The organism is Cupriavidus sp. 86D6 (assembly GCF_057815095.1).
Map to the genome: position 1 here is coordinate 36,076 of NZ_JBYPSB010000025.1, position 12,720 is coordinate 48,795.

Annotated in this window: 13 protein-coding genes and 1 pseudogene; 9 read left to right on the forward strand and 5 right to left on the reverse strand. The window is 65.6% G+C overall.

Translation table 11 applies throughout. From position 1 onward, the window contains the following. The first annotated feature begins 81 nt into the window (after positions 1-81). From AC3G88_RS28405 to AC3G88_RS28420, 4 genes are read left to right on the forward strand one after another with little or no spacing between them, the layout of a single operon-like run. On the forward strand, positions 82-1,134 hold the full coding sequence (locus tag AC3G88_RS28405) for an ABC transporter substrate-binding protein (RefSeq protein WP_488773198.1): 1,053 nt from the start codon (positions 82-84) through the stop codon (positions 1,132-1,134). Between the two features lie 10 nt (positions 1,135-1,144). Further along, positions 1,145-2,077 (forward strand): ABC transporter ATP-binding protein, encoded by a 933-nt coding sequence (locus AC3G88_RS28410; RefSeq protein ID WP_488773199.1) that lies wholly within the window; start codon positions 1,145-1,147, stop codon positions 2,075-2,077. After that, positions 2,074-2,862: an ABC transporter permease gene (locus AC3G88_RS28415; protein WP_400395944.1), complete on the forward strand. Its 789-nt coding sequence runs from the start codon at positions 2,074-2,076 to the stop codon at positions 2,860-2,862. The genes AC3G88_RS28410 and AC3G88_RS28415 overlap by 4 nt, the downstream gene beginning before the upstream one ends. Further along, complete coding sequence (locus AC3G88_RS28420) at positions 2,855-3,703, forward strand: type 2 periplasmic-binding domain-containing protein (protein ID WP_488773200.1); 849 nt, start codon at positions 2,855-2,857, stop codon at positions 3,701-3,703. The genes AC3G88_RS28415 and AC3G88_RS28420 overlap by 8 nt, the downstream gene beginning before the upstream one ends. A gap of 22 nt (positions 3,704-3,725) precedes the next feature. On the opposite strand, the gene AC3G88_RS28425 is transcribed toward AC3G88_RS28420, so the two are convergent. After that, complete coding sequence (locus AC3G88_RS28425) at positions 3,726-4,526, reverse strand: SDR family NAD(P)-dependent oxidoreductase (RefSeq protein WP_488894370.1); 801 nt, start codon at positions 4,524-4,526, stop codon at positions 3,726-3,728. A 130-nt stretch (positions 4,527-4,656) separates the two neighbouring features. Here AC3G88_RS28425 and AC3G88_RS28430 point away from each other — a divergent pair, with 130 nt between their 5' ends. The 3 genes from AC3G88_RS28430 to AC3G88_RS28440 all read left to right on the forward strand — a co-directional run bounded on the left by AC3G88_RS28430 (position 4,657) and on the right by AC3G88_RS28440 (position 6,395). Next, positions 4,657-5,598, forward strand: coding sequence for a GlxA family transcriptional regulator (locus tag AC3G88_RS28430; protein ID WP_488773201.1), 942 nt, complete (start codon positions 4,657-4,659; stop codon positions 5,596-5,598). A 144-nt stretch (positions 5,599-5,742) separates the two neighbouring features. Next, a complete protein-coding gene (locus AC3G88_RS28435; protein ID WP_487522964.1) occupies positions 5,743-5,979 on the forward strand; it encodes an antitoxin in 237 nt (78 codons plus the stop codon). Then, positions 5,979-6,395, forward strand: coding sequence for a type II toxin-antitoxin system VapC family toxin (locus tag AC3G88_RS28440; RefSeq protein WP_488773202.1), 417 nt, complete (start codon positions 5,979-5,981; stop codon positions 6,393-6,395). The genes AC3G88_RS28435 and AC3G88_RS28440 overlap by 1 nt, the downstream gene beginning before the upstream one ends. A gap of 70 nt (positions 6,396-6,465) precedes the next feature. Here AC3G88_RS28440 and AC3G88_RS28445 read toward each other — a convergent pair whose 3' ends face one another. From AC3G88_RS28445 to AC3G88_RS28455, 3 genes are all read right to left on the reverse strand, one after another. After that, entirely contained in the window at positions 6,466-8,433 is a 1,968-nt protein-coding gene (locus AC3G88_RS28445) for an acid phosphatase (RefSeq protein WP_488773203.1), read from the reverse strand. Between the two features lie 172 nt (positions 8,434-8,605). Then, positions 8,606-9,172: a YcbK family protein gene (locus AC3G88_RS28450; protein ID WP_488773204.1), complete on the reverse strand. Its 567-nt coding sequence runs from the start codon at positions 9,170-9,172 to the stop codon at positions 8,606-8,608. A 25-nt stretch (positions 9,173-9,197) separates the two neighbouring features. Continuing rightward, complete coding sequence (locus tag AC3G88_RS28455) at positions 9,198-10,841, reverse strand: L,D-transpeptidase family protein (RefSeq protein WP_488773205.1); 1,644 nt, start codon at positions 10,839-10,841, stop codon at positions 9,198-9,200. Between the two features lie 203 nt (positions 10,842-11,044). Between AC3G88_RS28455 and AC3G88_RS28460 the strand changes: the two genes are divergently transcribed. Continuing rightward, a complete protein-coding gene (locus AC3G88_RS28460; protein ID WP_488894371.1) occupies positions 11,045-11,500 on the forward strand; it encodes a universal stress protein in 456 nt (151 codons plus the stop codon). 42 nt (positions 11,501-11,542) lie between these two features. Here the strand turns inward: AC3G88_RS28460 and AC3G88_RS28465 are convergent, their stop codons facing one another. Beyond that, positions 11,543-12,304, reverse strand: a complete 762-nt coding sequence (locus AC3G88_RS28465; RefSeq protein WP_488773207.1) for a bestrophin-like domain — start codon at positions 12,302-12,304, stop codon at positions 11,543-11,545. A gap of 201 nt (positions 12,305-12,505) precedes the next feature. On the opposite strand from AC3G88_RS28465, the pseudogene AC3G88_RS28470 reads away from it, so the two are divergent. Further along, positions 12,506-12,661: pseudogene (locus tag AC3G88_RS28470) on the forward strand (phage integrase family protein); the annotation flags it as partial. Between the last annotated feature and the right edge of the window lie 59 nt (positions 12,662-12,720).

Below are 12,720 nucleotides of genomic sequence, written 5' to 3' on the forward strand. Positions count from 1 at the left end.
TCGATAGACAAAAGTCTTCGTTGTGTGTGAGCGCGCCGCTTCGCAATACTGCGAAGGGAACTGCACTCATCACACCACAATATGGCCTCCGAACTTTCCTCTCGCGCGCCCGGCCGCCGTGGCGCGCTCAAGCAACTGGCATCGCTGGCAGTGGCCGGCAGCATGGGTCCGCTGCTGGCCGCGTGCTCGAAGGGCGATTCGGCGGCCAGCACCGCCGCGCCGGCCGCGCCGGCCGTCATCGGCAAGGCCGGCGACAAGGTCAGCTTCAAGTATCCGGACAATCCCACCTTCGACCTGGTCTACCTGGCCGACCAGCTGGGCTACTTCGAGGGTACCAATACGCGGCCAAACTACATCGGCAAGGTAGCCGCGCCGCAGATCATTCCGCTGACCGGCACCGGCGAGATCGATTTCGGCTCGCGCATGGTGCCGCTGGTGATCTCGGCCGTGGCGGCCGGGGCCGACCTCAAGATCGTGGCGGCGGGCAACAAGACGCTGCAGGATGCCCCGCACATGAAGTACTTCGTGCGCAAGGACTCGGGCATCCGCGCGCCGAAGGACCTGGAAGGCAAGACCATCGGCATCAACAGCTTCGGCGCCTGCGCCGAGTTCGTGACCAAGACCTTCCTGCGCCAGAAGGGTGTGGACGTCAACAAGATCAACTTCGTGGTGATTCCGGACGACCAGGCCGAGCAGACGCTGGTCACCGGCAATACCGACCTGGCCATCATCCACGCGCCGTTCTCGGGCCGCGCCGACCATGCCGACAAGCTCACGCGGCTGTGGAGCGATTTCGACCTCGATGGCGGCCTGGGCGGCATGCAGCCGTACAGCGTGCATGGCAAGTTCCTGCGCGAGCACCCGGAAAACGTGCGCGACGTGGTGACTGCGCTGGCCAAGGCCGCCAACTGGGTCAACGCCAACCCGGAAGAGGCGCGCAAGCTGGTGTCCAAGCGCATCAACCTGCAGCTGGAATTCGTTGACCGTTACGCGTACGTGGACAACCTGGTGGTCACCGAGCCGCCGATCCAGTACTACATAGACGTGCTGGAGGCCGAGGGCAAGCTGAGCCGGGGCAAGGTGGCCGCCCGCGACATCTACACCAACGATTTCAACCCGTTCGCCAAGGCATAGGACCGCCCCCATGAGCCACAAGATCGTGGCGCGCGGTGTCAAGATGGACTATGCCGTGCGCAATGAAGCGGGCCGCGCCGACAACGTGGCCGTGCTGCGCGACTTCGACCTCGATATCCGCGAGGGCGAGTTTATTTCCATCCTGGGGCCGTCAGGGTGCGGCAAGTCCACCTTTCTGAGCATCCTGGCCGGGCTGACCGAACGCACTGGCGGCGACATCGCCATCGACGGCCAGCCGCTGCGCGGCATTCACCCCGCGCAAGGCGTAGTGTTCCAGGGCTATGCGCTGTTCCCGTGGCGCACCGTGCTGCAGAACATCGAGGTCGGGCTGGAGATTCGCGGCGTGCCAAAGGCGAAGCGCCGCGTGATTGCCGAGGAATACCTGGAACTGGTGGGGCTGACCGGTTTTGGCCAGCGTTATCCGCACGAGATCTCGGGGGGCATGAAGCAGCGGGTGGCCATTGCCCGGTCGCTGGCCTATCAGCCGGAAGTGCTGCTGATGGACGAACCGTTTGCCGCGCTGGACGCGCAGACCCGCGAAATCCTGCAGGGCGAATTGCTACGCATCTGGGAGCAGCGGCGCAAGACCATCGTGTTCATCACGCACAGCCTGGACGAGGCCATCTTCCTGTCCGACCGGATTGCCGTGATGACCCGGCGCCCGGGCACCATCAAGCAGATCATCGACGTGCCATTGCCACGCCCGCGCGCCGCCGAGGTGCGCAATTCCGAGGCGTTCATCCGGCTGCGCCAGCAGGCGTGGGACATCCTCAAGGACGAAGTGCAGATGGCCAACCCGGCCGCCGTGCCGCGCCCGCTGGGCGCCACGGCCAACCCGGGCGAACGCCTGCAGGGCGAGCGCGCGCCTGTCGGGCAGGCCGTGGAGACCGGGCAGAAGGCCGTCGGGACCGTGGCGCCGCCCGTGGCAAAGGCGGCATCATGAGCCGCGCCGCTTCGCTTTCCCGGCTGGGCGACCGGGCGCTTGGCCTTCTGGGCATCGTTGCCTTCCTGCTGATCTGGGAACTGGTGCCGCGTCTGCATATCGTCAGCGACGCCTACCTGAGCCCGCCATCGCAGATCATCGTCACGATCTGGGATCTGGTCAGCAGCGGCGCGCTGTTCAAGCACCTGTTCGCGAGCCTGCAGCGGTCGCTGTACGGGCTGCTGTCCGCCATCGGACTGGGCGTGGTGCTGGGCCTGCTGATGGGGTGGTTCAGCCGTTTCGAGGCCATTGTCGATCCCATTCTGCAATTGTTCCGCCAGACCTCGGCCTTTGCGTTGTTCCCGGTGTTCATCCTGTTCCTGGGCATTGGCGAGACGTCCAAGGTGGCCATCATCTTCTGGGCGTCGTTCTGGCCGGTGTTGCTGAGCACGATCAGCGGGGTCAAGCAGGTGGACCGGCTGCTGATCGATTCGGCGCGCTCGATGGGCGCCAACCGCCTGTTCGTGTTCCGCAAGGTGGTGCTGCCGGCGGCTTCGCCGTCGATCTTTACTGGCGTACGGCTGGCGGGCACCTATTGCATCACCGCGCTGGTGGCAGCCGAGATGATCGGCGCCCACTCGGGGCTGGGCTTCCTGACGCTGAACTCGCAGGAAGTCTTCCAGATTCCGACGATGTACGCGGGCATCCTGCTGCTGGCCTTGCTGGGCCTGACGCTCAACTATGTGCTGGCGGTGGTGGAACGGCGGCTCACGCGCTGGCGCAAGGGGTTGACGCTCAATGGCTAGGTTGCGCCGATACCGCTGGCTGGCCGCGCTGCTGGCGCTGGCCGTCATTGCCGCGGCCTATGCGGTGACGCGGCCCGTCGCGCTGGGTCCGTGGCTGGAATCGGTGCAGCAGCGCGGCACGCTGGTGGTCGGCGTGCGCCAATACGCGCGCCCGGCGCCGCCCAAGGCGCCCACGCCGCCCGAGCCCGACCAGTTCGACGTGGCCATGGCGCGCTTTCTGGCGGACCGCCTTGGCGTGAAGCTGCAGGTCATCGGGCTGCCCGGCGAGCCGGGGTCGCCGGCGTGGCAGGCCGCGCAACGTGAGGTGGACGTGGTCGTGGCCGGCGCCCGCCCGTCGCTGCCCGACGAATCCGTGGCGCCTGTCGGGTCGGCCTACGCCATCGGCGAGGGATCGCTGCTGGTGCTGCGCGGCAGCCGCTACCAGCGCACCGGCGACCTGCGCGGGCAGCCGGTTTGCGTGGGGCAGGGCAGCGCCTATGCCACCCGTATCGTGCAGGACTTCCAGGGCGTGCCAAAGGTCTACGCCTCGTCGATTCGTGCCGCCACAGGCTTTCTGGCTGGCGAATGCCAGGCGCTTGCCGACGATGCGCCGGTCGTGGCGCGCCTGCTGACGCTCCAGGAATGGCGCTTCTATCGCAAGCTGGACGCCAATCTGCCGGCTGACGCTGGCGCCGCGCGCATCGGCCTGCATGCCGTCGATCCGCAGTCTGCCGCATGGTTCGACCAGACCACGCGCGACTGGCGCAACAATGGGGCGTTGCAACGCGCCCGCGAACAGCGCGCCGGCGACGTCGCCTACGAGGCCAGCCAGCTGCAGGACGGCCTGGTCTGCCATTCCTGAGCCGGCGGGCCGGCGTGACACGTCAGGCCTTTACATAGCGCGGGGCCGGCGTGCGGTTCGACAGTACGCCAGCCATTGCACCGCGTGCGGCCTCATAGGCGTTCCAGTGCTCGATCGCGTGCAGCGACGGGATCGTGATCAGCTCGCCATTGTCGAAGCCAACCAGCGCGGCATCGACCATATCGGTGGCCTGCATCACGATGGCCGGGTCCAGATTCTCCACGGGCAGGCCGCCGGTTTCCCAGAAATCGGTGGCCGTGGCACCGGGCAGCACCGCCTGCACGCGCACACCCCGGGCGCCGACCTCATGGTGCAGAGACTGGCTGAACGCGGTCACGAATGCCTTGCTGCCGCCATAGACCCCGTTGAGCACCTCAGGCGCGATGCCGACAATCGACGAGATATTGATGATCGCCCCCTTGCCGCGCGCCACGAAGCCCGGCACGGCGGCGTAGGTCAGACGCGTCAGCGCGGTGACGTTCAGGTCGATCATCTTCGTCATCGCGTCTACGTCGCTGTCCAGCAGCGGCGTGTGCGTGCCGATGCCGGCGTTGTTTACCAGCAGCGTGATGCTCGCATCGGTGCGAAGTTTCTCTTCCACACGGGCCAGCGATGCGCGGTCGTTGAGATCGGTCGCGAATACTTCGACGGCCCGGCCCGTTTCGTCGGTGATGCGGCGCGCCAGCGTGTCTAGCTTGTCGCGATTGCGCGCCACGAGCACGAGGTCGTAGCCGCGCCGTGCCAGCCGGTCCGCATAGATGGCGCCGATGCCCGACGATGCGCCGGTGACGAGTGCCGTGCCCAGGTGATGTTGCTGCGTCATGATGCTTCTCCATTCAGGGTTGAGTTCGGATGCGCTGCATCCATGTGAAGCATCGTAGATCGGTTCGCGTTTGGCCGAAATGACGTATATAGTCATGTTTCAGGACATCGGACAAAAACTGGGTGATGACATGCACAGGGTGGGTTTTCTGCTGATGGATGGCTTCCAGGTGATGGCGCTGGCGGCACAAAGCGTGTTCGAGTACGCCAACCTGGTAGCGGGCGAGCCGTTCTACCGGATCGACAGCTACTCGGTAGCAGGCGGCCAGGTGCGGTCGTCACTGGGCATGGCCGTCGACACGCGACCTGCCGGTGCGCGGATCACCGTGGACACCTGGGTGCTGGCCGGCGCGGCGGACCCGGTGGCCACGCCCACGCCGCAGCCGGTGCTCGACCTTGTGCGCAAGGCCGCGCCCCGGGCACGCCGGGTGGCGTCGATCTGCACCGGGGCCTTCATCCTGGCCGAGGCAGGGCTGCTCGACGGCCGGCGCGCCACCACGCACTGGTTCTACGCGCGAGACATGCAGCGCGCGCACCCGCAGATCCGGGTGGAAGACGACCGCATCCACATCGTGGACGGACCCATCTGGACGTCCGCCGGCATGACGGCCGGGCTGGACCTGGCGCTGGCGATGGTGGAAACCGATCTCGGCGCCGATGTCGCGCGGTCCGTGGCGCACAAGCTCGTGATGTACCAGCGCCGCTCCGGCGGGCAGTCGCAACACTCCGAACTGCTGGACCTGGCGCCCAAATCCGACCGCATCCAGAGCGCGCTGGACTACGCTCGCAAGCATCTGCACCAGCCGCTGACCGTGGAAGAGCTGGCCAGTGCCGTGCATCTGAGCCCCCGTCAGTTCAGCCGCGTGTTCACGGCCGAAACCGGGCAGTCACCGGCCAAGGCCGTGGAAAGCCTGCGCCTGGAGGCCGCCCGGCTGATGATCGAACAAAGCCGCCATCCACTGGACGTGGTGGCAAAAGAGACCGGGTTCCGCGACCGCCGTCACCTGCGCGAGGCATTCCTCCGCGGCTTCGGCATGCCTCCGCAGGCGGTGCGGCGCGAGGCGAGGGGGTAGAGCAGGGACAGCCAGATAAAGCAGGCGACAGACCCCCAAATGTGACAAGATAAGCGCACGGGCAACAATATGTACACACTGGATGTACATACGGTGCTGGCGGTATATACTCGTTCGCAAGCACGAATCGACATGAAAGCCGCCATGCACCGAACCAAGCTGTTCCGTAACGGAAACTCACAGGCAGTGAGAATCCCGGCAGACCTCGCCTATCCCGACACTGATACGCCTTTCGAGATCGAGCGTGTGGGGGACGAACTACGAATCCGCCCGGCGCGGCGGCGATTGACCGGGGTGCTCGATCTCTTTGCGGCATTCCCCGACGACTTCATGGCCGATGGCCGCGGCGAACAATCCCAGGCAGAGCGGGAGCCGTTCTGATGCCCACCTATATGCTGGACACGAGCATTTGCATCTACCTGATGAAGCAACAGCCCCCTCAGGTTGCGGAGCGAATGGCGAACTGTTTTGAGGGAGAAGTCGTGCTGTCGGCCATTACGCTCGCGGAGCTTGAATACCGCGTGTCGGTATCCAGCGAACCTGGCAGGGCGCGTCAGGCTCTGGATGCGCTCGTCGGCCGCCTTCCCGTCATGCCATATACGGCCGCTGCCGCGCATGCCTACGGCCCGATTCGCTCCGCCACGCGCCAACGCAAAGCGGACGCGCTCGACAAACTGATTGCATCGCATGCGCGTTCGATTGGCGCCATCGTTGTGACCAGCAATGTACGCGACTTCGAAGCTTATCCCGGAATCCAGATCGAAGACTGGACGAAGCCCGTCGTGATCGGCAGCTAGGCCAGAAGCAGGGGTGGATGCCCCTGCCGCGCGTGCAGGCGCGGCGACAGGGGACTTCACGCATGGCAGATCAGCCGTCGATGCGGATCTGCACGCCGTTCGCCGAGTAGACCGGCGTGGCCTTGTAGCCGTCCACGGCGACGGTGGCGAACTGGCCCTTGATGCTGCTGCCGGTGATAACGGCGATCGTGTCGCCTGCCTTCGGCACATAGCCCTCGACAAATGCGACGTGCAGCGTGCCGCCGGCGATGGTCGTGATGCCCGCTACCGTCATGCGGCCCTGGCCATTGGGGCCGACGCGCAGGTCGAGCGTGGTGTCGGCAAGTTGGGTGTACTTGCCGGCGATCGCCACGCTTTGCGGTGCGTTGATGATGACCGACCCCGCGCCCAGGTAGACATCGCCCGTACCAAACGCCTTGGCCGACACCGCCTCGAGCGCGCCGCCAGCCACCTGCGTGCCGCCGGAGTACGTGTTGGCGCCGCCGAGCTTCAGGTTGCCGGTGCCGGCGAGCGTGAACTTGCCCGCGCCCCCGATATCGTTGCGCCAGATGTCACCGGCGTTGAAGCCGCCCTTGCTGGCATCCATCGATACCACGACGTTGCCGTTGAACGCGCCATAGCCGTCGCCGGCGGCGAACAGGTTGAGGCGGCCCCAGCCTTCCGCATCGTCCATGACCGGATAGCCCGACGCGATCTCGGTGGTCTTCAGCACCACGCGACGCTGGTCGGCGCTCAGGTACGGGAAGCGCGTTTCCAGCATCACCTCGGCGCCCTTGGGCACCACGGGGTCGGCAGTGGCCGAGCCGATCTGCGCGAAGCCGAACGTCATGCGGCGCAGGAAGTTGGCCTTGTTGGCGGCGTAGTCGGCAAAACGGTCGTTGCTGGCGGTACCCGACTGAGCGAAGGTGCGGAAGGTGGCCGGCGTGGTGCCGGTGGCCGCCATCAGCGTGGTATGGGCCTGGGCATAGGCCGAGGCCTTCAGCGTGGCGTTGGCCGGTGCATAGAGGTTGGCCGCTGCCGAGGCAATGCCAAGCATGCGGCCGCCGATCACGTCGAGCGGCGAATGCATGCCCGCGAGGATGCGGTTTTCGCCCAGTTCCATGCCGCGGCTCAGCATTTCCTGGAACCGCTCCGGAACCAGGTAGGCCATCACCACGGCATTGCGCAGCGCCTCGGCCGTGTGGCCGCTGATGAAGCCGCCGTCGGTCGTGGGATCGGTGCTGATGGCCGGCACCAGCGTCGGCGCCAGGACCACGCTGGAACTCCAGCGGTACGGACGGGCGTACTTGTAGAAGCGCTTGGCTGGCTCGGTCGAGGCGTTGTCGCCCACCTTGTTGACCATCGTGATCACGTCGCCGAACGCCGCGTTGCCGGCGCCGGCCACCCCGGCGTTGTTGCCGCCATCGTCATACTTGACGGTGTTGGCGTCGGCCGGAACGCTGGTAATGGTCGTGGTCTGCTGGGCAGCGGCTCGCCATGCTGCCGTGAGCGGGCCCATGCCGTCGGTCACGCTGTAGTTCTTGCCTCGGCGGTCGTCGAAGTAGGCGGCCTCGGCCTGCGCGGCCGTGCGCTGCGTGGTGGCGTTGATGACGTACCGGATGTTCGCATTGTGCACGGTGGCGTTGGTCACCGAACCACCGGCCGTGCCGTCGTTCGGCAAGCCGGTCCACGCGGACGCCGCGACGGCCGGAAAGCTGCCGTTGGCCGCGGCCGGCGCACCGGCGTCCACCAGCCGCGTCAGCGGCTCCCAGACATCGAGGAAACCCTTGACCACGCGGACGCCGGCATTGGTGTCGACGGTCGCATAGCGTGCGTCACCGCGCTGGTTGGTGGCGATGTTGTCGACAAACGGCAGCACCGACGCCTGTACGGGGGCGCTGTCGACGAAGCCGGGATCGGCCGGCGGCGCCGGCACGGCCAGCGGCGTGGCGGTAGAGGCGCTTTGGCTGTTGTTGTCGTCGCCGCCGCAGGCGCTGAGCAGGAAGGCAAGGCAGGCGACCGTAATGGCCGATGGAATCCCGGGCCGGGAAAGAGACATGACAGGGTCCTCTGAAAAAAAACGGCGGGCAGGCCGTCGAAACAGGACGCAGTCTAGGGACGTCTCATGTCATACATGTGAAACAATCGCCGCCCCTCATCGATGGAGGATTCGGTTTCCGGACATGGTGCTGACATATCCGTGTGGGCGATCGGCCCGCTCGGCTTCGCACCTAGCCCCAGCTTCGTACGCGCCCCGTGTCCACATGGACGAAGTTCTCGGACTTGTAGAAGCCGACACCACCCGCCTGCAGCGTCTGCGCCGCATCGCGCAGGTCGGCCAGCGCCACGCCTGGCAGCCGGATGTCGATGGCCATGCCATCCATGTGGAGGCTGCGCCTGGCGACACCACCGCCACGCGTCTTGCGCAGGCGCTCGTTGGTCAAGGGGCAGCGGTAGCCCGAAATCACCTGGAACGGGGCGTCGCTACCCAATTCGCGCCGCAGCGAGAACAGCAGACCGAACAGCTTCGGGTCGATTTCACCGACCGTGCCCGAGTAGTGATCGCGCAGAAAGTGGTTGAGCGAGGTCTGCGCCTGGGGCAGAACCTGATCGCCCATGGCATAGACCAGCGAAAGGTGCTCGCCGGTATGGGTGTGTTCGAAGGACAGCGAGCGGGCATCGGGACCCAACGCCGCCAGGGCGGCGCGAGGTGCCAGCGTGGACAGGCCCGCGCCTAGCGCGATGGCACCTGCACGATGAAAAAAACGGCGACGCTGGCTGGAACTGGAATCGGACATGGAAACTTTTACAACGGCGCGGCATTCATGAAGGCCGTACGGCAGGCTTGGCACCCGTGCGCTGCCGCAGCGCCTGGTCCAGCAGTTTGTCCTGTCCGTAAATGTCAGGCACGAAGTATACCCGCCCGTCGGCGCGCGCAATGGCAGTGCCATAGGCCAGCACCACCGGCACCGGTTGCTGTAGCGCAATGGTCTTCGACTTGCCCGCCGTCATTGCCTCACGGATACGGGCCGGGGTCCATTCGGGCATGCCCTGAAGCGTGAATTGCGCCAGCGCGACAGGGTCTTCCACGCGGATACAGCCGTGACTGAAATCGCGCCGGCCGCGCTTGAACAGTTCCGGCGTGGGCGTGTGGTGCAAATAGATGGCCTGGTTGTTCGGGAAGATGAACTTGATGTCCCCCAGCGCATTGAGCGGGCCGGGCCGTTGGCGGATGCGCGCCTGCCCGTTCAGCACCGCATCGACATTGGCCTGGCTGAACGTGGCATTCGCCTGGGTGCCGTAGACGAACTCGAAGCCCTGCCGCGTGAAATAGCCGGGATCGCGCTGGGATTTCGGGATGACCTCCTTGCGCGCGATCGACGACGGCACGTTCCAGTAGGGGCTGAACTCGATATAGCGCATGTCCTCCTTGAACAGCGGCGTGCGCGTATCGAGCGCCTTGCCCACGATGACCTTCATCTCCAGCCTGATGTCCAGCTTGCCTTCGTCGTAGTCGTAGGCGCGCAGCACGAATTCGGGAACGTTGACCACGATCATGCGCGGGCCTTCTGCCAGCGGCGTCCAGCGCAGGCGCTCCATCGTCAGCACGATCTGGTCGACGCGCGCGGCCGGCGTGACGTTGAGCTGGGCCAGCGTGCCCGCGCCGATCACGCCATCGGCATCGAGCGCGTGGCGCGTCTGGAACGCCTTGACGGCATCGACCAGCGCGCCTTCGTAACGCTGTGGTACCGGCGTGTCTGGTGACAGGTCGCCCAGGGCTTGCAGCCGTTGTGCCAGTTGCGGCAGGCCGGCGTAGGACTGTCCGGGCGTCAGCTTGCCGCCGGCAACGGCGGGCAGGGGCGTCTTCCAGAACGGCTCGGCGGCGAGCCTGCGATACTTCGCCAGCGCGTCGCGCAGCGTGCCGTAGAGCGGGAACGACGGGGCGGCTTCGCGCATCGCGTCGGCCAGCCGGTTGGCCTCCATGGCGTTGCGCAAGTAGCTTTCCGGATCGAACGGGGGCAGATTGCCGAGCGAGAAATTCGCGTGGACCTTGCGCGGATCGACGCGACCCCGATGCAGATCGGTCAGATATCGCTTCATGGCACCCGTCAGGGCACCGTCAAAGCGTTGCGCCGCGTCCGATGCTGGCGTCGGGGCATCGACCAGCTGCGCCAATGCGCGCTGCAGGCCATCGGCGTCGTAGTCGCGCGGCTCCAGCCCATCGGTACTGGCCCCATTCAATGCCTTGACCGCGGCTTGCGCCGCCTGCGAGGGGCGCCCATCGGCAAACCAGAGCAGGCCCTGCGGCGGCTGGGCCCACGTCGGCGAAGCACTGCACAGCAGCCAGGCCGTGCCGGCACTGGCAAGGCATGCAATGCGAGCGGGGACAGGCGCGGAAAACCGCGCGGCAATGTGCGAAAGGCGCCGCAAACAAACGGCCGTGGCGGTCGCCGTCGAGGCTGGCATGGCTGCAGGGGCAACAGTCATCGTATGAAGGTCGATAGCGTTTGTCCTTTGCGTATCGTATCCGAACATCGTGACGTATCCCTCCCTTGGTACATCTGAAAACAAAGTTTCTGCTATTGACTAGCGTTTGACACAGGTCAATTAACAAGCCACGCCGCGAACTATGCTGTCTACAGCGACAACGTCAATGCGGAGGTGGATCGATGTACGAACGGATTCTCGTGGCAGTGGACGGCGGCCCATCGTCGGAACTGGCCATTTCGCAGGCAGTGGGGCTGGCGAAGCAACTGTCGGCCGAAGTCAAAGTGCTGTTCGTGGTGGACGACAGCGAACTGTTCTTCGAGTACGCCCATATTGACCCCAGCCAGATCGTGGGCGGCATGATTGACGTGGGCCAGAAGGCCCTGGCTACCGCTGCGCGGCGCTTCGAGAATGCCAATGTCCGCTGCCTGACCGAACTGGCCGAAAAGCCAGTGTCCCCCGGCAATATCTCCGGGACCATCGTCAAATGCGCCGATCATTGGCCGGCCGATCTGATCATCATGGGCACCCATGGCCGGCGTGGCATGCGGCGCGTGATCATGGGCAGCGTGTCGGAAGGCGTGATTTCGAAGTCCAGCAAGCCAGTCCTGCTGATTCGCGGCGAGACCGTGCATTGATGTGTCCCCCCGGCCCGGCTCGCCCAGCGGCGACGATCCGGGCTAGCGTTTCAACGATACCTGCAGGCTGAGCAGATTCTGCGGCATGACCCGGATAAGCCCGCCCCGGGGGCTGTCAATGTCGGCGATCAGCGCCAGCGACAACGACACGGTCAGCGGCACCACCAGCAGGAGAACGATCTTGGTGCTCTCGGTGCGCGCGCCGTAGCCCTGCATCAGGCTGCTGCAGAAGGCGATGATGATCATCAGCCCCCAGGCCGCCAGCGGTATGTGATTGCGCCAGGCCGCTTCCGTATAGCCCTGCGAATTGATCACGTCGTTCATGCCGGCCACCGCCAGCGCCGTGATCGGATTCGGCGCCGTACGGGCGCCGTCACGCACCCGCTTCCACATCTCGTCTTCGATCTGCGCCGTCGCGGCCTCGATGTCGTCGACTTGCGCCTTATCGCGGGTCAGGTAGTAGTGGATACGCTGGTCCAGATAGCGCACCAGCAACGACTTGAGCGCGTCGGTGTCCCGTTCGAGCAATTCCACGCGCAGATACTCGGTGCCGATCGCGTTGGCTTCCTCTTCCTCCAGGTTCTTGCGCTGGTCGTACCGGCCCACGGCCATCGACAGCGTGAACCCGATCAGCAGGGCCAACAGCGTCAGCGTGGCCCCCTGGATGATGTTGAAGTCGTCGCGGCCGTCGCTGCCCAGCGGACGCATGCGGCGCAGCACCGGCGCGCCGATGGCCGTGGCAATGCCCATCAATACCAGCAGCACGACAAACAGCAGGCCTGGATGGCTGATGAGCGGTCGCATGGCACGTCCCAGATCGGTGGTAGGCCCATGCTGCCCAAGCCGCGCCGGTGGATCAAGTGAAAGCTTCTTTTGCCTATCTTGAAAGGATTCTTCGGGTCCGCCATCCCCTTTGCGCCGGCCCCCGGTTCCCGCTCGCCATCCATTTCATTGCGATAACTTTTCTTATCGCAATATATCCATGCGAATGCTAAACTTCGCCGCATGAAAAGCCGCCCGTCCCAGCCGTATGCCTTTCCCGATGCCGATTCGCTTGCCGCGCTGCGTGCGTGGCACGCCGGCATGTCCACGCGGGCGGCCGTCACGCAGTATCTGGATGCCGACCGCGCGCACGGTCAGTCGTCGCGGGGCATCCTGGGGGAACCGCAGAATTCGGAAAAAATCGTACGCTAAGCTAACGGTGTTCTCGTGACAGCTCT

Coding starts and splice junctions, on each gene's coding strand:
- AC3G88_RS28460 (WP_488894371.1), top strand. CDS start 11,045: ATGTACGAACGGATTCTCGTGGCAGTGGACGGCGGCCCATCGTCGGAA.
- AC3G88_RS28435 (WP_487522964.1), top strand. CDS start 5,743: ATGCACCGAACCAAGCTGTTCCGTAACGGAAACTCACAGGCAGTGAGA.
- AC3G88_RS28445 (WP_488773203.1), bottom strand. CDS start 8,433: ATGTCTCTTTCCCGGCCCGGGATTCCATCGGCCATTACGGTCGCCTGC.
- AC3G88_RS28430 (WP_488773201.1), top strand. CDS start 4,657: ATGCACAGGGTGGGTTTTCTGCTGATGGATGGCTTCCAGGTGATGGCG.
- AC3G88_RS28405 (WP_488773198.1), top strand. CDS start 82: ATGGCCTCCGAACTTTCCTCTCGCGCGCCCGGCCGCCGTGGCGCGCTC.
- AC3G88_RS28420 (WP_488773200.1), top strand. CDS start 2,855: ATGGCTAGGTTGCGCCGATACCGCTGGCTGGCCGCGCTGCTGGCGCTG.
- AC3G88_RS28455 (WP_488773205.1), bottom strand. CDS start 10,841: ATGCCAGCCTCGACGGCGACCGCCACGGCCGTTTGTTTGCGGCGCCTT.
- AC3G88_RS28465 (WP_488773207.1), bottom strand. CDS start 12,304: ATGCGACCGCTCATCAGCCATCCAGGCCTGCTGTTTGTCGTGCTGCTG.
- AC3G88_RS28450 (WP_488773204.1), bottom strand. CDS start 9,172: ATGTCCGATTCCAGTTCCAGCCAGCGTCGCCGTTTTTTTCATCGTGCA.
- AC3G88_RS28440 (WP_488773202.1), top strand. CDS start 5,979: ATGCCCACCTATATGCTGGACACGAGCATTTGCATCTACCTGATGAAG.
- AC3G88_RS28410 (WP_488773199.1), top strand. CDS start 1,145: ATGAGCCACAAGATCGTGGCGCGCGGTGTCAAGATGGACTATGCCGTG.
- AC3G88_RS28415 (WP_400395944.1), top strand. CDS start 2,074: ATGAGCCGCGCCGCTTCGCTTTCCCGGCTGGGCGACCGGGCGCTTGGC.
- AC3G88_RS28425 (WP_488894370.1), bottom strand. CDS start 4,526: ATGACGCAGCAACATCACCTGGGCACGGCACTCGTCACCGGCGCATCG.